Annotated in this window: 22 protein-coding genes; 13 read left to right on the plus strand and 9 right to left on the minus strand. The window is 66.9% G+C overall.

Features of this window, described 5'->3' with window-relative positions; all coding sequences use genetic code 11:
• Both AQZ52_RS06835 and AQZ52_RS06840 read left to right on the plus strand, forming a co-directional pair.
• Complete coding sequence (locus AQZ52_RS06835; protein ID WP_067907651.1) at positions 1–240, plus strand: MoaD/ThiS family protein; 240 nt, start codon at positions 1–3, stop codon at positions 238–240.
• A 1-nt stretch (position 241) separates the two neighbouring features.
• The gene (locus tag AQZ52_RS06840; protein ID WP_067907654.1) at positions 242–703 is read left to right on the plus strand and encodes a molybdenum cofactor biosynthesis protein MoaE; all 462 of its coding nucleotides are present in this window, start codon (positions 242–244) and stop codon (positions 701–703) included.
• 4 nt (positions 704–707) lie between these two features.
• On the opposite strand, the gene AQZ52_RS06845 is transcribed toward AQZ52_RS06840, so the two are convergent.
• The gene (locus tag AQZ52_RS06845; protein WP_067907657.1) at positions 708–1,235 is read right to left on the minus strand and encodes a hypothetical protein; all 528 of its coding nucleotides are present in this window, start codon (positions 1,233–1,235) and stop codon (positions 708–710) included.
• Positions 1,236–1,446: 211 nt separating this feature from the next.
• Here AQZ52_RS06845 and rplU point away from each other — a divergent pair, with 211 nt between their 5' ends.
• The 4 genes from rplU to AQZ52_RS06865 all read left to right on the plus strand — a co-directional run bounded on the left by rplU (position 1,447) and on the right by AQZ52_RS06865 (position 3,535).
• Entirely contained in the window at positions 1,447–1,743 is a 297-nt protein-coding gene (gene rplU, locus AQZ52_RS06850; protein ID WP_067907660.1) for a 50S ribosomal protein L21, read from the plus strand.
• 35 nt (positions 1,744–1,778) lie between these two features.
• Complete coding sequence (gene rpmA, locus AQZ52_RS06855; protein ID WP_067907663.1) at positions 1,779–2,048, plus strand: 50S ribosomal protein L27; 270 nt, start codon at positions 1,779–1,781, stop codon at positions 2,046–2,048.
• A gap of 222 nt (positions 2,049–2,270) precedes the next feature.
• Complete coding sequence (locus tag AQZ52_RS06860; protein ID WP_067907666.1) at positions 2,271–2,840, plus strand: GNAT family N-acetyltransferase; 570 nt, start codon at positions 2,271–2,273, stop codon at positions 2,838–2,840.
• 104 nt (positions 2,841–2,944) lie between these two features.
• The gene (locus AQZ52_RS06865) at positions 2,945–3,535 is read left to right on the plus strand and encodes a TetR/AcrR family transcriptional regulator (RefSeq protein ID WP_067907669.1); all 591 of its coding nucleotides are present in this window, start codon (positions 2,945–2,947) and stop codon (positions 3,533–3,535) included.
• On the opposite strand, the gene ygfZ is transcribed toward AQZ52_RS06865, so the two are convergent.
• Positions 3,519–4,259, minus strand: coding sequence for a CAF17-like 4Fe-4S cluster assembly/insertion protein YgfZ (ygfZ, locus tag AQZ52_RS06870; protein ID WP_067907672.1), 741 nt, complete (start codon positions 4,257–4,259; stop codon positions 3,519–3,521). The two genes, AQZ52_RS06865 and ygfZ, sit on opposite strands and share 17 nt — an antisense overlap.
• A gap of 39 nt (positions 4,260–4,298) precedes the next feature.
• Between ygfZ and pyrC the strand changes: the two genes are divergently transcribed.
• Positions 4,299–5,342, plus strand: coding sequence for a dihydroorotase (pyrC, locus tag AQZ52_RS06875; RefSeq protein ID WP_067907675.1), 1,044 nt, complete (start codon positions 4,299–4,301; stop codon positions 5,340–5,342).
• Here the strand turns inward: pyrC and rarD are convergent.
• Positions 5,339–6,259, minus strand: coding sequence for an EamA family transporter RarD (gene rarD / locus AQZ52_RS06880; RefSeq protein WP_082697712.1), 921 nt, complete (start codon positions 6,257–6,259; stop codon positions 5,339–5,341). The genes pyrC and rarD overlap by 4 nt on opposite strands.
• Positions 6,260–6,378: 119 nt before the next feature.
• Between rarD and AQZ52_RS06885 the strand changes: the two genes are divergently transcribed.
• Complete coding sequence (locus AQZ52_RS06885) at positions 6,379–6,618, plus strand: hypothetical protein (protein ID WP_067907681.1); 240 nt, start codon at positions 6,379–6,381, stop codon at positions 6,616–6,618.
• Positions 6,619–6,621: 3 nt separating this feature from the next.
• Here the strand turns inward: AQZ52_RS06885 and AQZ52_RS06890 are convergent, their stop codons facing one another.
• Positions 6,622–8,037, minus strand: coding sequence for a succinylglutamate-semialdehyde dehydrogenase (locus AQZ52_RS06890; protein ID WP_067907684.1), 1,416 nt, complete (start codon positions 8,035–8,037; stop codon positions 6,622–6,624).
• A gap of 110 nt (positions 8,038–8,147) precedes the next feature.
• Positions 8,148–9,545, minus strand: a complete 1,398-nt coding sequence (locus AQZ52_RS06895) for a protein adenylyltransferase SelO family protein (protein ID WP_067907687.1) — start codon at positions 9,543–9,545, stop codon at positions 8,148–8,150.
• A 79-nt stretch (positions 9,546–9,624) separates the two neighbouring features.
• On the opposite strand from AQZ52_RS06895, the gene AQZ52_RS06900 reads away from it, so the two are divergent.
• The 5 genes from AQZ52_RS06900 (at position 9,625) to AQZ52_RS06920 (ending at position 15,359) form a co-directional block, all read left to right on the plus strand.
• The gene (locus AQZ52_RS06900; RefSeq protein ID WP_067907689.1) at positions 9,625–10,524 is read left to right on the plus strand and encodes an alpha/beta fold hydrolase; all 900 of its coding nucleotides are present in this window, start codon (positions 9,625–9,627) and stop codon (positions 10,522–10,524) included.
• Positions 10,525–10,534: 10 nt separating this feature from the next.
• Positions 10,535–11,701, plus strand: coding sequence for a glycosyltransferase family 4 protein (locus tag AQZ52_RS06905; RefSeq protein ID WP_067907693.1), 1,167 nt, complete (start codon positions 10,535–10,537; stop codon positions 11,699–11,701).
• Between the two features lie 171 nt (positions 11,702–11,872).
• Positions 11,873–12,568 (plus strand): tetratricopeptide repeat protein, encoded by a 696-nt coding sequence (locus tag AQZ52_RS06910; protein WP_240481475.1) that lies wholly within the window; start codon positions 11,873–11,875, stop codon positions 12,566–12,568.
• Between the two features lie 27 nt (positions 12,569–12,595).
• Positions 12,596–13,933 carry an outer membrane protein assembly factor BamB family protein gene (locus tag AQZ52_RS06915; protein WP_067907699.1) on the plus strand — a complete coding sequence of 446 codons (1,338 nt, stop codon included), beginning with the start codon at positions 12,596–12,598 and terminating at the stop codon, positions 13,931–13,933.
• 67 nt (positions 13,934–14,000) lie between these two features.
• On the plus strand, positions 14,001–15,359 hold the full coding sequence (locus AQZ52_RS06920) for a methyltransferase family protein (protein ID WP_067907702.1): 1,359 nt from the start codon (positions 14,001–14,003) through the stop codon (positions 15,357–15,359).
• 56 nt (positions 15,360–15,415) lie between these two features.
• Here AQZ52_RS06920 and AQZ52_RS06925 read toward each other — a convergent pair whose 3' ends face one another.
• From AQZ52_RS06925 to AQZ52_RS06940, 4 genes are read right to left on the minus strand one after another with little or no spacing between them, the layout of a single operon-like run.
• A complete protein-coding gene (locus AQZ52_RS06925) occupies positions 15,416–15,715 on the minus strand; it encodes a putative quinol monooxygenase (RefSeq protein WP_067907705.1) in 300 nt (99 codons plus the stop codon).
• A 4-nt stretch (positions 15,716–15,719) separates the two neighbouring features.
• On the minus strand, positions 15,720–16,019 hold the full coding sequence (locus tag AQZ52_RS06930; RefSeq protein WP_067907708.1) for a putative quinol monooxygenase: 300 nt from the start codon (positions 16,017–16,019) through the stop codon (positions 15,720–15,722).
• 33 nt (positions 16,020–16,052) lie between these two features.
• Positions 16,053–17,438, minus strand: coding sequence for a glutamate--cysteine ligase (locus AQZ52_RS06935; RefSeq protein ID WP_067907711.1), 1,386 nt, complete (start codon positions 17,436–17,438; stop codon positions 16,053–16,055).
• A 57-nt stretch (positions 17,439–17,495) separates the two neighbouring features.
• Positions 17,496–18,260: a 16S rRNA (uracil(1498)-N(3))-methyltransferase gene (locus tag AQZ52_RS06940; RefSeq protein WP_067907714.1), complete on the minus strand. Its 765-nt coding sequence runs from the start codon at positions 18,258–18,260 to the stop codon at positions 17,496–17,498.
• Position 18,261 lies beyond the last annotated feature (1 nt).

Consider the following 18,261-nt stretch of genomic DNA (forward strand, 5'->3'; position numbering starts at 1 on the left):
ATGACCGCGAGACTGGTGTTTCTGGGCCGGCTGGAAGACATCGCCGGCGCGGCCGAGCTTGCCGTCGCCCCCGGGCCGCTCGAGAAGGTGCTCGCTGCGCTCGATCCCGCGCTGGCGGTGGAGCTGCTGGGCGAACGGGTCCGCATGGCCCTGAACGGGGCGCTGCTGGGCGGCAACGAGGCGGTCGTTCTGGCACCAGGGGACGAGCTGGCTTTCCTGCCCCCGGTCAGCGGCGGCTGACATGGCTCCCATCACCAGTGATGTGCGGCTGCTGGGTGAAGGGTTCTCCCCCACCGACCAACTCGCCACCTTCAATGCAGCCCATCCGGAAGCGGGGGGGATTGTCAGCTTTTTGGGGCAAGTGCGCAGCGAGGGCGGCGCGCAGGCCGTCGAGGCGCTGGAACTCAGGCACTACGCGGCGATGACCCTGCCGGGGATGGAGGCGCTTGCAGCGGCCACCAAGGCGCGCTGGGTGCTTGATGGCCTGCTCATCATCCACCGCTACGGTGTGATGCATCCGGGCGATCCCATCGTGCTGGTCGCTGCAGCCGCGCGCCACCGCCGCGATGCTTTCGCCGCCGCCGATTTCGCGATGGATCATTTGAAGAGCCAGAGCTGGTTCTGGAAGCGCGAGAAGACGGCCGCAGGCTGGCGCTGGATCGAACCCCGGGCTGACGACCACCGCGATCTGGCGCGCTGGTAGGGGACTAGCCGCCCAGCCGGTCGCCGAGGTCGGCGATCGTGCGGTCTTCCTCGGCAAGCAGAGCGGCGATGGCGCTGTGCGCCGGGGCGACGACTTGAAGGTCGGTGTCGGAACCCACGGCGGCTGCTTCAGTCGCGGCAATCAGCAGCCGGTCGAGGTCAGACAGTGCGACCATCCCCTCGCCGCGCGCCGCGCTGAGGCCTGCAAGGGCAATCGCGGCGCGGCTCCAGGCTTCCGTCCCCGGGGCAGTGCTTCGTGCAGCATTGATCAAGGCGGTAGCGGCGGCCTTCTGCGCCACGAAGCGCGCATGGGCTGCGGTTGCCTTCTCGTTCAGGGTGGCAACGCGCGCCGGGAGATCGGCGGTTGCGGCCGCGCCGGATGGTGGCGCGGGCATGGCCCGCTGGCCGGTCTGGTAGGCCCGTTCAGCCGGGCGAATCGCAAGCGAAGGGAAGCGCGAGCGGTCCGCACTGCAGGCCGAGAGCGCAAGAAACGCGGCGAGCGGCGCGACGAGGCGGATGGACAGGCTGGCCATGCCCGGGCCATAGAGTCTTTTGCGGGAGCGGGGAAGCCGCGTCGGGCTGCATTTCGCCAGCCTGCGGCGTTGACACGGACGCCCCGTTCGATTAACCGCGCCACTCTTTCCGGGCCTCCGCATCCCAGCGGAGATTCGGCCATGCTGTTCGATGGTATCCGATTCGCGGGTCCACCGGGCGGCCAGACACTTGAAACGGATAGCAGAAACCATGTTCGCAATCGTGCGCACGGGCGGCAAGCAGTATCGGGTTGCCGCCGGAGACAAGATCGCGGTCGAGAAGCTGGCGGGTGAAGCCGGCGAAACGATCACGCTGACCGACGTCCTCCTCGCGGGGAACGAAGGCGTGCTCGCGGATGCCAAGGGCGTGACCGTTTCCGCCGAGATCATCGCGCAGGCGAAGTCCGAGAAGGTCGTCGTGTTCAAGAAGCGCCGTCGGCACAACTATCGCCGCAAGAACGGCCACCGTCAGCAGATGACCCTGCTGCGCATCCTCAGCGTCGCCTGATCGCGGCACCTGGCAAGATTCCGGAGTAATCTGACATGGCACACAAGAAAGCAGGCGGCTCCTCGCGCAATGGTCGCGATTCGGCTGGCCGCCGCCTCGGCGTCAAGAAGTTCGGCGATCAGCACGTGATCGGCGGCAACATCATCATTCGCCAGCGCGGCACGAAGGTCTACCCGGGCGCCAATGTCGGCATGGGCAAGGACCATACGCTGTTCGCGCTCGCCGAAGGCCGCGTGCGTTTCCACTCGGGCAAACTTGGTCGCAAGTACGTCTCGGTGGACATGATGGCCGAGGCTGCAGAGTAATCGGATGGTTTTGACGGGCCATCCCACGGGATGGCCCCGCCGACTCGATCAGTCGGCTTGACGAGGGAGAGGGGCCAGCCCGTCTCCCTTTTTTCGTGTCTCCCTCACCTTTGCCGCGGTCTGGCGCCTTATCCGCGCTTGACCCTACGGAACGCAATATGCCTGTCATTTCCTTTGGTTAGCAGCCAGGGGCAAATTGAGGGGCGGATGAGGAGACAAGGCATGTTCATTCGCAGCGAAAGGCTGTTCCTGCGCCCGGCCTGGCCCGAGGATTGGGCCGAACTGCATGGCGCGATCGATGATGCGGCTGTCGTGCGCAATCTGGCCCGTTCGCCTTGGCCCTATCGCGCCGACGATGCCCGCTGGTTCGTCAGCCGCGCGCAGGACGCGCGCCATCCCGACTTTCTGGTTACGCTGCCGGCCGCCGATGGCGCACGCATTATCGGCTGCGCGGGGATCGCCCCGGGTGAGCACGGAGCGGTGGAACTGGGCTACTGGATCGCGCGCGAGCAGTGGGGGCGCGGCTATGCCACCGAAGCGGCGAACGCGGTGCTGTCCATCGCGCGGGCGCTGGGCCATGACCGCATCGAGGCGAGCCACTTCCTCGACAATCCCGCCTCGGGCCGGGTCCTGCGCAAGCTCGGTTTCAAGCCGACCGGCGAACACCGGCCTCGCCATAGCGAAGGACGTGGAACCGTCGTGACCAGCGTGGTCTACGAGACCCGCCTCCGCGAGGCCGACAACGGTGATGGCGGCGGCGACGGACAGGAGCCGATGCGACACGCGGCCTGACCGTCCGGATCGGTTCCGCTTGCTCCCAACGCGCCGGAGTTCTAGGCGGGGGTGGGCCCGGCGCGGGGAAATGGGCGCGCCGCAAGGGGGAAAACCACCGGGAAATGACCGTTCGCAAGCGTCTCAGTCCAGAAGAAAGCCGCATTGCTGCCCTCGAAGCTGCACGGGGACTGCTGATCGAAGCAGGCCCGCAGGCCGTGACCTTGAAGGCCGTTGCGGGCCGCATCGGGCGCACCCATGCCAACCTGCTCCATCACTTCGGCTCGGCTTCGGGCCTGCAGAAGGAACTCGCGCGGCATCTGGCCGAGACGATCTGCGTCGGTATCCGCGAGGCCGTCATTGCCAGCCGGTCCGGCATCGGCAGCCCCCGCGACGTCGTCGATCTCACCTTCGATGCGTTCGACCGCGAAGGTGCCGGTGCGCTTGCCTCGTGGATGCTGCTGACGGGCAACGAGGATGCGCTCGATCCGATCGTCGACGTGATTCACGATCTGGTGATCGAGGTTGGCGATTTCCATTCCGACGCGATGCGGGGGACGACCCTCACGCTGGTGCTGATGGCGCTGGGCGACGCGCAGATGGGCGGGCCGCTCAGCCAGGCGCTCGAATTGCCGCGCCATGCCGCGCGCGATTACGCGGCGCGTATGCTGGAGGCCGCCATTCCCGAAGCCAGCGGGATCACGCAGGCGGGCTGAGGTCCATCCAGGCCGGCGCGAGGCTCGCCGGAATATCCTCGACGCGGCGATGATCGACGGCAAGGCCAAGCTCGGGATAGGCCACGCGCTGGCGGGCCGGGTCCGACTGGTCCAGTGGCACCACCACCAGCCGCCGGTTCACCTTCTGCCGCCAGTTCATCCGCGCGGTGTTTTCCTGCCCGACATAGCAACCCTTGGTAAAGCTGACGCCGCTCAGTTCTGCCGCGTTGGTTTCCAGCCACAGCGTCTGTTCGCTGCCCAGTTCGGCAAGGCCCTCGGGCACGCCATGGACGAGCCGATGGGCAAGCCAGGCAGCGTCGGCGGAGGTGTCATCGGGGCTGACCGGGGCAATCCAGCGATGGCCGAGCGCCGGGAGACGCGGGTCGGTAGGCGCCCCGTCCGCCTGCCAGTAGACACCGATCGCCGGGTCCTGCGCAATCGCGATGCGGCGGCGCAGGCGATAGAGCGAGAGGCGCTTGGCCAGCGCGGCGGCGGCGGTGCTTTCACAATCGAGCAGCAGGTCGCCCCCGGAGCTTTCGGGATCTGGCCAGACGATGAAGTCGAACAGCGCCTTGCCTTGCGGGCTGAGCAATCCGGCCCAGACGGGGAGGGCGCCCTTCATGTCACTGGTCACGAGGCCCTGCAGGAAGGCGGCAACGTCCTCGCTCTCGTCGAGAGGGGACAGGCGCACCACGGTGCGGGTCGTCAATCGGGGTGCGCTCATGCGTGACAGATAGGCACGCTCCGGCCTAAGGGGAAGGGCATGACTGAACCGCACTCGATCACCATCCGCCGCCCTGACGACTGGCATGTCCACTTGCGCGATGGCGCGCTGCTGGCAGGCGTCGCTCCGCACACCGCGCGCCAGTTCGCCCGGGCCATCGTCATGCCCAACCTTTCGCCGCCGATGACCGACGTGGCGGGGGTTTCGGCCTATCGGGACCGGATCATGGCCGCGCTTCCGGCTGGCACCGATTTCACCCCGCTGATGACGCTCTACCTCACCGATCACACCGATCCCGACGAAGTCGAGCACGGTCATGCGGCGGGCGTGTTCGTGGCGGCCAAGCTCTACCCTGCCCATGCGACGACGGGTTCGGCGCATGGCGTGACCGATGTGGCCAACATCATGCCCGTCCTCGCGCGGATGGAGAAGATCGGCATGCCGCTGCTGATCCACGGCGAAGTGACCGACCACCATGTCGACATCTTCGACCGCGAGGCGGTGTTCATCGAGCGCACGCTGGCACCGCTGGTGAAGGCGCTGCCTGCTTTGCGTGTCGTTTTCGAGCATGTGACCACGGCGGAGGCGGTGCAGTTCGTCGAAAGCGCAGGGGCAAACCTCGCCGCTACGATCACGCCGCAGCACCTCCATATCAACCGCAACGCCATGCTGGTCGGCGGCATTCGCCCGCATGCCTATTGCCTGCCGGTGGCAAAGCGCGAGCATCACCGGCTGGCGTTGCGGAGGGCGGCGACGTCGGGCAGCCCGCAGTTCTTTCTCGGCACCGACAGCGCCCCGCATGCCAAGCATCTCAAGGAAGCGGCCTGCGGCTGCGCGGGCATTTTCAACGCGCCGTTCGCGCTTGAAAGCTATATCCGCGTGTTCGAAGAGGAAGGCGCGCTCGACAAGTTCGAAGGCTTTGCCAGCGAGCACGGCCCGCGCTTCTACCGCCTGCCACTCAACGAAGGCACCGTGACGCTGGAACGCGTTCCTGTCACCGTGCCGGACGAGATCGATGTGGGCGAGACCATGGTGGTGCCCTTCCACGCCGGGGAAACGCTGGGCTGGCGCTTTCGCCCCTAGGCCGGCGCTTTCGTGTGCGCGTTGAGGCGCGCCTGGCGAAACATGTCCCAGCTGAACAGGGCAAGGGCCGTCCAGATCAGCACGAAGCAGCCGGTGCGTGAGGCATCGAGCGGCTCGCCCCACAGGAAATGGCCGAGCAGGAAGCCGATGCTGGGCGTGATGAATTGAGCAAAGCCCATCGCAGACAAGGTCAACCGGCGCGCGGCATAGCCGAACAGCAGGAGCGGGATTGCGGTGAACAGCCCGCCGATCATCAGCAGCACCGCAAGCTGCCAGCTGGCGGTCATGCTCGAGCCGCCGCCGACCCCATTGCCGGTCCATGCATACCAGCCCACGACGGCGAGCGCGGGAAACACGCTCACCCCGGTTTCGATGGTCACTGCTTCCAGCGCGCCGGCGGGGGTGATCTTGCGGACGAAACCGTAGAGCGCGTAGCTCACCCCCAGCGTGATGGCGACGAACAGCATGTCGAGCTCGCCGAACGCAAGGAAGCCGATGCCGGTGGCGGCGATCACCACCGCGGCCCATTGCACCCGGCTGAGCCGCTCGTGCAGGAACACCGTGCCGATCAGCACGTTGATCAGCGGCATGATATAGTAGCCGAGGCTGGTGGCCAGGACGTGGCCGGTGACGACGGCGATGAAGAAGATCAGCGAATTGGTGGCCGTGAGCAGCGCGCTGGTGGCAAGGCGCAGCACGACCGTGCGGTTACCGAACGAGGCCCTGAGCGATGCACCCTGCCGCTGCAGGGCGATGATCGCGAGGCAGATCGGCATGCTGCACACGATTCGCCATGCGAGCAGTTCAGGCGCGGGCACAGCGCCCAGCAGCTTGAAGTAGATCGGCATCACGCCCCAGAAGGTGTAGGTCGCGATGGCGGCGACGGCACCGTTGTGGCGGGAGGCGGCAGAGCTCATGGCGCGCGCCATGGCAGCATGGGCGCTGCGGTCCAAGCATCAAATTGGCATGGGGGCGATGCCCAGCCGTGCCCTCTGGTGACGCGGGGTTAACCACAGGCAGTGCATGGGGGAGCCTGATGCGGTCCCGTTATGCCTTGATTGCGGCTCTTTTCGCCCTGCTCGCCGCCTGTTCGGCCGAGACGCCGCGCACGCGCGGAGCGGAGGAAGGCCCGGCGCATGATCCGGTGATGACCGCGGCGCTTGAAGGGCAGCTGATGGTCGATCCCGACCTCAGCCAGGCCAACAACCGCAATCTGGCAGTGGTACCTGCCGGGCCTGCCGATCCTGCGCTGCCGCTGCCCGATCCGAAGAACTAGGCGTCAGGTATCCCTGAGGCCCACACCGATGGTGGCGCGGGGCTGTTCCATTTCCGCCGAGGACACCGGATAGGCGCAGGAATCGGCCATGTAATAGCCACCCGGGCGGTTGTTGCCGGAAAGGCCGCTGCCGCCGAAGGGCGCGGCGGGCGATTCGCCGATGGTCGGGCGGTTCCAGTTGACCACGCCGGCGCGGACATTGGCCCAGAAGCGGTTGTATTCCTGCGGCGAGCCGCCGATCAGCGCGGCGGTGAGGCCGAAGCGGGTGTTGTTCGCCTCGGCAATCGCGGCATCGAGATCGTCGACCGCGACGACCTGGAGCAGCGGGCCGAACAGTTCGACATCCGGACGGTCCTCGATCCGCGTCACGTCGATGATCGCCGGGCTGACGAAGGGCAGGTCGTCGCGCAGGCGGGTCATGTGCTTGATCGCGCGGCCGCCATTGGAAAGAAGGTAGACGAAACTTTCGGTGAGGCCGTCGGCAGCCGCATTGTCGATGACCGGGCCCATAAAGGGCGAAGGCGTATCGAACGGCGCGCCGACGATCAGCCGTTCGGTCAGGCGGCGCACTTCGGTGATGACGGCGTCGTACATCGTCGATTTCACGATCAGCCGCCGCGCCGACGAGCAGCGCTGGCCGCCGCCGGTGAACGCCGATTGCACAACGAGCGCTGCGGCATCGACGATCTTGGGCGTGTCCCACACCACCACCGGGTTGTTGCCGCCAAGTTCGAGCGCGACGAGCTTGCCCGGGTTGGAGGCGAGCTTGCGGTTTATCGAAACGCCGGCGTGGGCCGATCCGGTGAACAGCACGCCGTCCACGCCATCGTGCACGGCCAGCGCCTGGCCTTGTTCCGGTCCGCCGAACAGGATCTGCACCACTGCCGCCGAAATGCCGGCACGGTGGAAGCAGCGCGTGAGCAGATCGCCGGTGGCGGGGGTCTTTTCGGAAGGCTTGAACACCACGACATTGCCCGCAATCAGTGCCGGCACGATCTGCGCAGCGGGCAGCAGCGCGGGCATGTTGTAGGGACTGATCACCGCGACCACGCCATGCGGCTTGTGGCGCACGGCTGCGGTGCCGTTGAGCGCGCTGTCGAGCTTGCGCTGCGATGTGCGCTCGGCATAGGCGCGCACCGAAACCTCGACCTTGTCGACCACGCTGTCGACCTCGGTGCGGGCTTCCCATAGCGGCTTGCCGGTTTCGCGGGCGATCAGGTCGGCGAGCTTCTCGGCTTCCTTGCGCACTTCGTTGGCAAAGCGGCGCATGAGTTCGATGCGGGTGGAGAGCGGCTGGGCGGCCCAGAGCGGCCAGGCGCGGCGCGCACGGGCGATCACATCCTCCGCGTCGCCGATCCGGCCACGCCACAGTTCCGATCCCGTAGCGGGTTCGAATGAGACGAGTTCGCCGGTGGACACGGGTGAGCGGGGCCTTCCTCTGCCTTGCCTTTCAAGCAGCCGGAAGCCGCTGGAGTGTGCGGGCTATGGCATGGCAGTGGTAACCAAACAAGAAACCCTGCCGCGCAAATCTATGCCTTTCCGACATGCCCTGCCGGCGGCGGCGGCGCGCCATGCGCCTCGCCCATGCGGCGCAGTGCTGCGATTTTCGCCTCGAGCAAGGACCAGTCGTCATTTTCGGCAATGGGGGCCCAGATCGCCTCGACCTCGTCGATCAGCAGCGACTGCGGGGCGCTATCGTCCCAGTAGGCATGCGTGTCGGGGAGCGGCTCATACGCTGCGAGCGCCTCGCCCAGCGTGCCGCCGGCCTGGTCCCGTCCGCCGCGGTGGCGGAAGAAAAAGGCATCCGGCGCTTCGCCACTGTCCGTCATGGCCTTTTCGCTCAAGCCGATCAGCGCGGTGTCTTCCTCCAGCCCGCGCGGCTGCACGCCAAGCCGCCAGCACCAGCGGCGGGCCATGGCGGCGCGGTAATGATCCTCGAAGCGGTTGAGGGCGGCGATCAGTGGCGGCGCTTCCTCCAGCGTGCGCAGCGCGACCGCGAGTTGGCCGCAGTTCCAATGGATCGCCTGGACCTGCCGGCCAAAGGCATAGAGCCCGCTGCTGTCGAAATAGGCGGCGGTAAAGGCTGGGTCCCAGCGCGGCAGCCAGCGCCACGGGCCATAGTCGAAGCTCTCGCCGGACACGTTCATGTTGTCGGTGTTGAGCACCCCGTGGACGAAGCCCGCCACGATGTAGCCTGCCGCCATGTCGGCCATGCGCTCCACGACTTGGTCGAGCAGGCGGGTGGCGGGACTGGCGCATTCATCCTGCACGGGGCCGGGAAAGTTGCCGAGGCAGTAGCCGACCAGCGCTGCCATGTTCTCGGCCTCGCCCAGCGCGGCAAGGCGCTGGAAGGTGCCTATGCGGATATGCCCGTGGCTGAGCCGCACCATGACCGCCGAGCGGGTGGGGGAGGGCTCGTCGCCGCGCCACAGCGCCTCGCCGGTCTCGATTACCGACAAGGTGCGGCTGGTGTTGACGCCGAGCGCGCCCAGCATCTCGGTCGCGAGAATCTCGCGCACCGCACCTTTCAGGGTGAGGCGGCCATCGCCCTGTCGGCTCCACGGGGTCTGGCCCGAACCTTTGGTGCCAAGGTCCATGAGCCGGCTCTGGCCATCGAGCATCTGCGCGTAAAGAAAGCCGCGCCCGTCGCCGAGGTCCGGGTTGTAGACCTGAAACTGGTGGCCGTGATAGCGCAGCGCCAGCGGCTGGGGGAGGTTGTCCGGGAGCGGGGCGAAGCGCCCCATGTGGCTCACCCATTCCGCGTCGGAGAGGCCGGCGAGCCCGACTTCGGCCGCGGCGCGCTGGTTGCGAAAGCGCAGCTGTGTCTCGGGGAAGTCGGCCGGGGCGACCGGATCGCCGATCCAGCTCGCCAAATCGAGAATACGGGGAGCGGGGCGGTAGATCGCGTCTTGCGGGGCAGGCTGCATCGCGCGATAGTGGGGACGAAGCGGGCGGCGTGCAAGCGCGCCCCTTTTGTTTTTGCGCGGGATTCAGGCAGTGCAACCGATGGCAGAGGCGCTGAAAAGCGGCGAGAAGCGCTGGCAGGATCGCAGCTGGACCAGCAGCGACGGCCTGAAACTGCATTTTCGCGATTATGCGCAGGCCGGGACGGGAAGCCGTGGCAGGCCGCCAATCCTTTGCCTGCACGGGCTCACCCGCAATGCCCGCGATTTCGAGGCCGTGGCCGAGCGTCTCGCTGGTGACTGGCGCGTGCTTTGCCCCGACATGCGCGGGCGCGGCGACAGCGATTATGCCCGTGATCCGATGACCTACACCCCGGCGCACTACGTCGCCGATGTCGAGGCGCTGCTTGCGGCCGAGGGGATAGAACGCTTCGTGGTGATCGGCACTTCGCTCGGCGGGCTGATGACGATGATGCTCGCCGCCGTGAACCCGGAGCGCATCACCGCGGCGGTGATCAACGATGTCGGTCCCGTTATCGAGCCGGCCGGCCTTGCACGCATTCGCGAATATGTCGGGCAGGGTCGCAGCTATGAAACCTGGGTCCACGCGGCGCGCGCGCTGCAGGAGGCGAACCGCGAGATATACCCGGCCTGGCAACTGCCGGACTGGCTGCGCATGGCCAAGCGCTGCATGGTGATCGGCACCGGCGGTCGCATCGTGTTCGACTACGACATGAAGATCGCCGAACCGTTCGAGACCGAGCATGGCCCGGCGCCCGAGCCTGCCATCATGTGGGGGATGTACGAGGCAGTGGCACGCCGCCCGCTGCTGGTGCTGCGCGGCGCCCATTCGGACATTCTCTCGGCCGAGGTCGCCGCCCGCATGAACGTGCGCGGTTCGGCAACCGAACTCGTGACGGTGCCCGGTGTGGGGCACGCGCCCACGCTCGACGAGGACGAGGCCGTCGCCGCGATCGACCGGCTGCTGGCGCGCGCGGTGTGATCGGCAATCCATGAGCAAGACGGCACCCGGCACGCGGCTGCATCTGCTTCACCTGCATTCGACGTTCGATGCGGGCGGCAAGGAGCGGCGTTCGACCAGCCTGATCAATCGCTTCGGCAAGGCGGTGGACCACAGCATCGTCTCCGCGCAGCCCGGCGCACTGGGCGCGCGGGCGCAGATCGATCCGGGGCTGTCGGTGCATTTCCCGTTCGGCTTCCCGCCGCTCGCGGGCCGGTTCGGCGTGCGGCGGCTCCAGACCCTGGCGCGGGCGATGCAGGGCTTCGACCTCATCCTCACCTACAACTGGGGTGCGATGGATGCGGCGATGGCCCATGCGATGTTCGCCCCGACGCTGGGGCTCGCGCCGCTGATCCACCACGAGGACGGTTTCAACGCCGACGAGGCGCACAAGCTCAAGACTTCGCGCAACTGGTATCGCCGGGTCGCGCTGGCGCGGGCGAGCGCGCTGATCGTGCCCTCGCGCCAACTCGAAAGGGTGGCGCTCGATGTGTGGCACCAGCCGGCGGCGCGCGTCCAACGCATCGGCAATGGCATTCCGGTGAAGGACTACGACCCGGCCAAGGCGCGCAAGGTGCGCCCCGATGCGCTGCCGCGCGTGGTCAAGCGGCCGGGCGAGAAGTGGGTGGGCACGCTTGCCGGCCTGCGCCCGGTGAAAGCGTTGCCGCGGCTTGTGCGGGCGTTCCGTGGGCTGCCGGAGGAGTGGCAACTGGTCATCGTGGGCGAGGGACCGGAGCGCGAGGCGATCCTTGCCGAGGCGCTGCGGCTGGAGATCGGGCACCGCGTCCACTTGCCCGGCCATGTCGCGAAACCCGCGGAAGCGACCGCCCTGTTCGATCTTTTCGCGCTCTCGTCCGAAAGCGAGCAGTTCCCGCTCTCGGTGGTCGAGGCGATGGCGTCGGGCCTTGCTGTGGCAAGCCCGGCGGTGGGCGATGTGGCCGACATTGTCGCATCCGAGAACGCGCCGTTTATCACGCCCCAGGGCGACGAGGCGGCGCTGGGCGCGGCGCTGCTGCGGCTCGCGGAGGATGAAGGCCTGCGCCGGCAGGTGGGCGCGGCCAATCAGTTGCGCGCGCTTCAGGAGTACGACGAAGCGGCTATGGCTCGGCGCCATGCGGCGGTCTATGCCGCTGCGTTGGGGCTCCCCGCATTTCCGTAAAGCTGCCCGACAGACTTCCTCTGGCAAAGCGGTCGGTGTCAAAGCGGTTGAATTGGCAGGGCCCCCTGCTAAACAGCCGCATTCGTTAACACAGCGACCTGAAAGCGTACCTTGGCTCTCACTCCCAAAAGCCCGTCTGGCACCCCTCCTGCCAACAGCAAGGATGCCGCCGTGCAGGAAACCTTCCTGCGCGAGGTGGACGATGCGCTGCGCGAGGACCAGTTGCGTTCCTTGTTGCTCACGCGCGGTCGTCCGATCCTGGCACTGGTAATCGGCGGACTGGTCGGCCTCGGCGGCTGGCTGTGGTATACCGAGCATCAGGGCAGCGTGCGCGACAAGCAGAGCGAGACCTTCGTTACCGCGCTCGATGCGTTGCAGGCTGGGCGCAACCAGACCGCCAAACAGGCGATGGACCCGCTGGCCAAGGATGGGACGCCGGGTTACCGCGCCGCCGTGCAGCTTACCCAAGCCGGTATCGCCCAGCAGGCCGGCAAGGACGCTGATGCCGCAAAGATGTTTGCAGCCGTCGCTGCCGACAGCGCGCTGCCCGGGCCCTATCGTGATCTTGCCACCGTGCGCGAGGTTTCGGCCAATTTCGACAAGCTGCCGCCGCAGACCGTGATTGACCGGCTCAAGCCGCTGGCGGTGTCCGGCAAGCCATGGTTTGGCAGCGCTGGCGAACTCGTGGCGCTGGCCCATCTCAAACAGAACAAGATCGAGGCGGCGGGCGCGCTGCTCGCCACGATCGCCAAGGACAAGGCCGTGCCCGATACGCTGCGCCGGCGCACCCGGCAGCTTGCCGGGCAACTCGGGGTGGATGCGGTCGATGATCCGGCCGCCGCCGTGCGCGGCGCTGAAGGCCAATAATGCATTTTCGGAATGGGATTTGAGGATATGACCGGAGCCAGTTCGATCCGGCGCGTTGCCGTTTCCGCCCTTGTCGTGGTGGCGCTTGCGCTCGGCGGCTGCGGCATCACCAAGGCCAAGACCAAGTCGACCCCCACGGTCGGCGTGCGCATCCCGATCCTCTCGAAGATCGAATCGGGCACCAAGGTTGACGAGGGCATGGCGGCGCTCGATGTCGTGCTGCCGGTGGCCGAGGCCAATGCCGATTGGGAACAGGCTGGCGGCACCGCGTCCAAGTCCTATGGCCACCTTGCCCTGGGCGAGAACCCGCGCAAGGTGTGGACCACCCGCATTGCCGGGTCGAGCCCGAAGCAGCGCCTCGCCGCGGCCCCGGTCGTCGGCGGCGGCAAGCTGTTCGTCATGGACACCGAAGGATATGTCCGGGCGTTCGATGCCGGCACCGGGCGTGAGCAGTGGAAGGTGGCTTTCCGCCTTCCCGCAGCGACCGCGTCGGTGTTCGGTGGCGGCGCGGCCTATAGCGACGGCAAGGTCTTCATCACCACCGGCCTTGGCGAAGTCGCCGCGGTCGATGCGGCGGACGGCAAGGTGCTCTGGCGCGTGAAGCCGGCAGGCCCCCTGCGCGGCAGCCCGACGATCTTTATCGGCGGCGTTTACGTGATGACGCAGGACAACCAGATCGTCGCGCTGAATGCCGCCGATGGCACCCAGCTGTGGAGCGAATCCGGTTCGGTCGCTCAGACCGGCGTGTTCGGCGTGGCCGCCGCCGCCGCCGGGCAGGGCACAATTGTCGCCGGCTACAGTTCGGGCGAACTTGTCGCCTATCGCTACGAGAACGGCCGCCAGCTGTGGTCGGATGCCCTCGCACGCACCAGCATCGCGACCTCTGTCTCGACCCTGACCGACATCGACGCCGATCCGATCATCGAGCGCGGCCGCGTCTATGCCCTCGGCCAAGGCGGGCGTATGGCCGCCTACGAACTGGTCACCGGCCAGCGCGTGTGGGAACTCAACCTCGCAGGGATTTCCACCCCGGCGGTAGCGGGCGACTGGATCTTCACCTTGACCGACGAGGGCAAGCTGCTGTGCATCGCCAAGGCCACCGGCAAAGTGCGCTGGATCGCGCAGATGAAGGCCTGGCGCAGCGTCAAGAAGAAGAAGGGCCCGATCTTCTGGACCGGCCCAGTGCTGGCGGGCGATCATCTCTGGATGGCCAATTCCGAGGGCGATCTTATGGCGGCATCGGTCACTGATGGCGCGGTTAAGCGCCATGCGAAGCTCGGCGCGCCGGTGACGCTGGCACCGGTCGTGGCAGGCGGCGTGCTCTATGTCCTCGACGACAGCGGGCACATCACCGCGTTTCGCTGAGGGCGCAGCACCGGGTCTTGCCGGCGCATAAACGATTTTCTCATAGGTCCCCGTTAACAACGGGGTCATGAGCGCACCTGCATCCAGGCCGTCCAGCGACGTTTCTGCCGGCGTTGGCCTGTCCGGCCTCGTCGGCCTCGCGCTGTGGGTCATCCTGTGCCGCAACTGGGCGGGGATCGCCGATGCGCTGGCGCTGCCGGGGCCGCACGAGCCGCTTGCCGGGCCCAACGCGGCTTTGGCGGCGATGCTGTTCTCCGGCCTGCCGATGGTCGCGTGGTCGCTCCTCGTCGACAAGGTGCACCTGCGCGCCTCAACCGGCATTGATTGGGCCAATCCGCGTCCGTTGCGCGATGTCGTCGATATCTCGATCACCAAGATCGCCGGGCTCTGGGCGACCTGGTCGTTGGTCGGCTTCGTCTATTGCCTGTGCCGCTGGTACTGGCGCGGGCAGTACCTTTTCGCGATGGACGTGATTTCGGGCCTCGCCCCGGTGTTGTTCCTCGGCGCGGTGCCCTATGTGCTGTGGCTCGATCGCGTGCTGGTCAATCCGCGCGACGCATCGTGGCATTTCGGCGCGATGCTGGTGGGGCGCGAGACCTATGACCGCGCCGAGGTCGCCAACCACTTGCGCGCCTGGGCGGTGAAGGGCTTCTTCTGCGCCTTCATGTTCTCGATCATCCCCGGCGGCTTCGGCAACGTGGTGCAGATGAACTACGCGGCCGTGCTGGGCGATCCGCTCGCGCTCGGCAATGCGCTGATCGAGACGATGTTTCTGGTCGACGTGCAGATTGCGATGGTCGGCTACCTCCTCACGATGAAGCCGCTCGATGCGCAGATCCGCAGTGCCAATCCCTATCTCGCCGGCTGGGTCGCGGCGCTGATCTGCTATCCGCCCTTTATCCTGATGGGTGGCGGCGGGGTGCTCGATTACCGCACGAACGGCGCGGAATGGACCTTCTGGCTGCAGGGCATGCCCGTGCTCGAATGGATCTGGGTCGCAGCGATGGTGCTGCTCACGGGGATCTATGCCTGGGCAACGGTGGCCTTCGGCCTGCGCTTCTCGAATCTCACCTACCGCGGCGTGCTGACGAATGGGCCCTATGCCTTCACGCGGCACCCGGCCTATCTTTCCAAGAACACCTTCTGGTGGCTTTCGACGCTGCCCTGGCTCACCACCACGCATTCGCTGGTCGATGCGATCCGCAACACGGTGATCCTCGGCCTTGTCAGCGCGGTCTACTTCTGGCGCGCCAAGACAGAAGAAGCGCATCTCCTCGCGGAAGACGCCAAGTACCGCGAATACCATGCCTGGATGGCCGAGCACGGTCTTGTCACCGGCACGCTCAACCGCATCGGGCGGATGCTGACACGCGGCCGCCCGCGCATGGAACCGCCGGCGATGGGCACGGCGCACCCGGCGGAATAGACCTCGCCCGCCGTCCACTCTTCATGGTGAAGATCGGGCTATAGCGGGGACGCTGTTCAGATCGCCTCGCCGTCGTCCGCTGCGTAGAGCCAGATCACGCGATCGTGGAAACCGAGCCCGGCGCGTGCTTTTACCCATTCGGCCATATGTGCCGATCTGGCGTGAGCCGCGAGCGCAGCGCGGTCCGTCCAGCGCTCGCTCACATGGAACAGCGCCGGATCATCGATGTCCTGAGCATAGCTGTACTGGATGCAGCCCTGCTCGGCGCGGGTTTCCACAGCAACCTTGCGGGCCAGCGGCAGCAGGGCATCGATATGCTCCGGCGCGACCCGGAAGGATCCCATCACAAGGATCACCGGCTTACAGGTCCTCGCCTTCGTCGGTGTCGTAGAGCTTGATGTGGCGCTCCTTCATTGTCATGCCCGAAAGGATGGCAATCCATTCGGCCACGTGCGGCGTCTTGAGGTGTGCGGCCAGTGCCTCGCGGCTCGTCCAGCGCTCGACGATATGGAAGATCTCGGGATCGCTGATGTCCCGCGCATAGTCGTACTGGAGGCAGCCCTCTTCCGCTTGCGTCGCGGCCACAACCTTGCGCGCTGCCGGCATGGCGGCCTCGATGGCTTCGGCGTCGATCCGCAGCCTGCCCATCACGATGATCATTGGTCTCTCTCCCCTTGATGGCCTTTGCGGCGCTTAAAAGCTCTTCGCTGCGTAGATCGGTTCGAGCGACTGCCCCCACACGCCATGGTAGAGATCGAGCAGCCGTTCAGCGGGTGTCTTGCCGGTGCTGACGATCTCGTCGAGCGGCTGGAGATAGCCGGTCTCGTTGTCGCCGGCCTCGTTCAGCTTGCCGCGCGCAGCAAGGCCGGCGCGGGCGATCGAGAGCACCTCGGCCGCGATGTCGCGCAAGGTTCCGCCGCCCGGCAGTGGTGCATTGAGGCCCAGCTTCGGCACATTCGCACGCAGCTTCTCGCGCCCGTCCATGTCCCAGTCCTTGACCAGGTCCCACGCCGCATCGAGCGCGGTCTGGTCATAGAGCAGGCCGACCCACAGCGCAGGCAGCGCGCAGATGCGGTTCCACGGCCCGCCATCGGCACCGCGCATCTCGAGGAAGCTCTTGAGGCGCACTTCGGGGAAAGCGGTCGAAAGATGGTCGATCCAGTCAGACCGCGTCGGCTTTTCGCCGGGCAGCGCGGGCAGCTTGCCTTCGAGGAAATCGCGGAACGACTGGCCCGCCGCATCAATGTAGCGCCCGTCCCGGAACACGAAATACATCGGCACATCGAGCATGTAGTCGACATAGCGCTCATAGCCGAAGCCTTCGTCGAACACGAACGAGAGCATGCCGGTGCGCGCCGGATCGGTGTCGGTCCAGATGTGGCTGCGATACGACAGGAAGCCGTTGGGCTTGCCTTCGAGGAACGGCGAATTGGCAAAGAGCGCGGTGGCGAGCGGCTGCAGCGCCAGCGAAACGCGGAACTTCTGCACCAAGTCCGCCTCGCTTGAATAGTCGAGGTTGGTTTGGATCGTGCAGGTGCGCAGCATCATGTCGAGGCCCATCGTGCCCACGCGCGGCATGTGCCGCAGCATGATGTCATAGCGGCCCTTGGGCATGATCGGCAGCTCTTCGCGGGTCTTGTCCGGCCACAGCCCGAGCCCGAGATAGCCAAGGCCCAGCTTGTCGCCGATGGTCTTTACCTGCGCGAGATGGCGGCCGGTTTCGGCACAGGTCTGGTGCAGGTTCTCGAGCGGCGCACCCGAAAGCTCGAGCTGGCCGGCAGGTTCAAGGCTTACCGCGCCGTCGGCTCCGCTCATTGCGATCACGTTGGGGCCGGTATCGCTGTCCTCCAGGATCGGCGTCCAGCCGTAGTCCTCCAGCGCGAGCAATAGATCGCGGATGCCGCCGGGTTCGCTGTAGGAAGGCGCGGCGTGGTCCGCGGTGCGATAGACGAATTTCTCGTGCTCGGTACCGATCCGCCAGGCCTCGCGTGGCTTTTCGCCCTTGGCCATCGGCTCGATGAGCTGGCTGCGGCTCTCGATGACGGGATCGTTGCGATTCGAAACTTGTCTCGTGCTCATGGTACGTGCGTTAGTGCCCCCCGCGCGCGCGCGCCAGCCGAAATGAGCGTGCCGGTTTCACTCCTCAAGCGCCAAAGCGCCCCAATCGCCCCGGGTTCCCATCCACAGTCCGGTTCCGGCAATGGCGGCGGTTTCGGCGCGCAGCACGCGCGGGCCGAGCGTGATGGCGACGGCAGCGGGGTGCGCGCGGATCATGGCGCGCTCGGCGCTGTCGAAGCCGCCTTCGGGCCCGATCAGCAGTGCTGCGGGGCCGCCGTCCATGGCAAAGGCGGTCGCCGCTGGCACACCGCCTTCCTCGTCCGCAAAGTAGAGCCGGCGGCCTGCGGGCCAGCCCTCCAGGAGATCGTCAAGCCGCGTCACGTCCGCCAGTGCCGGCAGCGCGGTTCGCGCGCATTGCTCGGCCGCTTCGGTCATGATCGCGCCCGCGCGCTCGGGATTGAGTTTGTCCGCCACGCAGCGCCGGGTGAGCACCGGATGCAGTTCGGCAACACCCAGTTCGGTCGCCTTCTCGATCACGAGATCGAAAGCCGCCTTCTTGGTGAGTGCGGCGCAGAGCCAGAAATCGGGCACCCCCTCGCGCGGACGGAGCCGGCTTTCGATCGTCAGCATCACATCGCGCTTGCCGGCCTCGGCCACGCGGGCGAGCCACTCGCCGGTCTCGTCGTCACACAGGATCACGGCATCGCCCGGCGTGACGCGCATGACCTTGCCGAGGTAATGCGCTTGCCCGCCTTCGAGCTGTACCGACGAGCCCTCGCTCAGCGGACCAGGAACAAACAGGCGAGGGGCCGACTTCGGCGGCCAGGCGGGGGTAGCGGGCATG

The organism is Novosphingobium fuchskuhlense, assembly GCF_001519075.1.
In the GTDB taxonomy this organism is placed as follows: Bacteria; Pseudomonadota; Alphaproteobacteria; order Sphingomonadales; family Sphingomonadaceae; genus Novosphingobium; species Novosphingobium fuchskuhlense.

Excerpts from the sequence above, each read along its gene's own strand:
- AQZ52_RS06835 (WP_067907651.1), top strand. The coding sequence starts at position 1 with ATGACCGCGAGACTGGTGTTTCTGGGCCGGCTGGAAGACATCGCCGGC.
- AQZ52_RS06840 (WP_067907654.1), top strand. The coding sequence starts at position 242 with ATGGCTCCCATCACCAGTGATGTGCGGCTGCTGGGTGAAGGGTTCTCC.
- AQZ52_RS06845 (WP_067907657.1), bottom strand. The coding sequence starts at position 1,235 with ATGGCCAGCCTGTCCATCCGCCTCGTCGCGCCGCTCGCCGCGTTTCTT.
- rplU (WP_067907660.1), top strand. The coding sequence starts at position 1,447 with ATGTTCGCAATCGTGCGCACGGGCGGCAAGCAGTATCGGGTTGCCGCC.
- rpmA (WP_067907663.1), top strand. The coding sequence starts at position 1,779 with ATGGCACACAAGAAAGCAGGCGGCTCCTCGCGCAATGGTCGCGATTCG.
- AQZ52_RS06860 (WP_067907666.1), top strand. The coding sequence starts at position 2,271 with ATGTTCATTCGCAGCGAAAGGCTGTTCCTGCGCCCGGCCTGGCCCGAG.
- AQZ52_RS06865 (WP_067907669.1), top strand. The coding sequence starts at position 2,945 with ATGACCGTTCGCAAGCGTCTCAGTCCAGAAGAAAGCCGCATTGCTGCC.
- ygfZ (WP_067907672.1), bottom strand. The coding sequence starts at position 4,259 with ATGAGCGCACCCCGATTGACGACCCGCACCGTGGTGCGCCTGTCCCCT.
- pyrC (WP_067907675.1), top strand. The coding sequence starts at position 4,299 with ATGACTGAACCGCACTCGATCACCATCCGCCGCCCTGACGACTGGCAT.
- rarD (WP_082697712.1), bottom strand. The coding sequence starts at position 6,259 with ATGAGCTCTGCCGCCTCCCGCCACAACGGTGCCGTCGCCGCCATCGCG.
- AQZ52_RS06885 (WP_067907681.1), top strand. The coding sequence starts at position 6,379 with ATGCGGTCCCGTTATGCCTTGATTGCGGCTCTTTTCGCCCTGCTCGCC.
- AQZ52_RS06895 (WP_067907687.1), bottom strand. The coding sequence starts at position 9,545 with ATGCAGCCTGCCCCGCAAGACGCGATCTACCGCCCCGCTCCCCGTATT.
- AQZ52_RS06900 (WP_067907689.1), top strand. The coding sequence starts at position 9,625 with ATGGCAGAGGCGCTGAAAAGCGGCGAGAAGCGCTGGCAGGATCGCAGC.
- AQZ52_RS06905 (WP_067907693.1), top strand. The coding sequence starts at position 10,535 with ATGAGCAAGACGGCACCCGGCACGCGGCTGCATCTGCTTCACCTGCAT.
- AQZ52_RS06915 (WP_067907699.1), top strand. The coding sequence starts at position 12,596 with ATGACCGGAGCCAGTTCGATCCGGCGCGTTGCCGTTTCCGCCCTTGTC.
- AQZ52_RS06920 (WP_067907702.1), top strand. The coding sequence starts at position 14,001 with ATGAGCGCACCTGCATCCAGGCCGTCCAGCGACGTTTCTGCCGGCGTT.
- AQZ52_RS06930 (WP_067907708.1), bottom strand. The coding sequence starts at position 16,019 with ATGATCATCGTGATGGGCAGGCTGCGGATCGACGCCGAAGCCATCGAG.
- AQZ52_RS06935 (WP_067907711.1), bottom strand. The coding sequence starts at position 17,438 with ATGAGCACGAGACAAGTTTCGAATCGCAACGATCCCGTCATCGAGAGC.
- AQZ52_RS06940 (WP_067907714.1), bottom strand. The coding sequence starts at position 18,260 with ATGCCCGCTACCCCCGCCTGGCCGCCGAAGTCGGCCCCTCGCCTGTTT.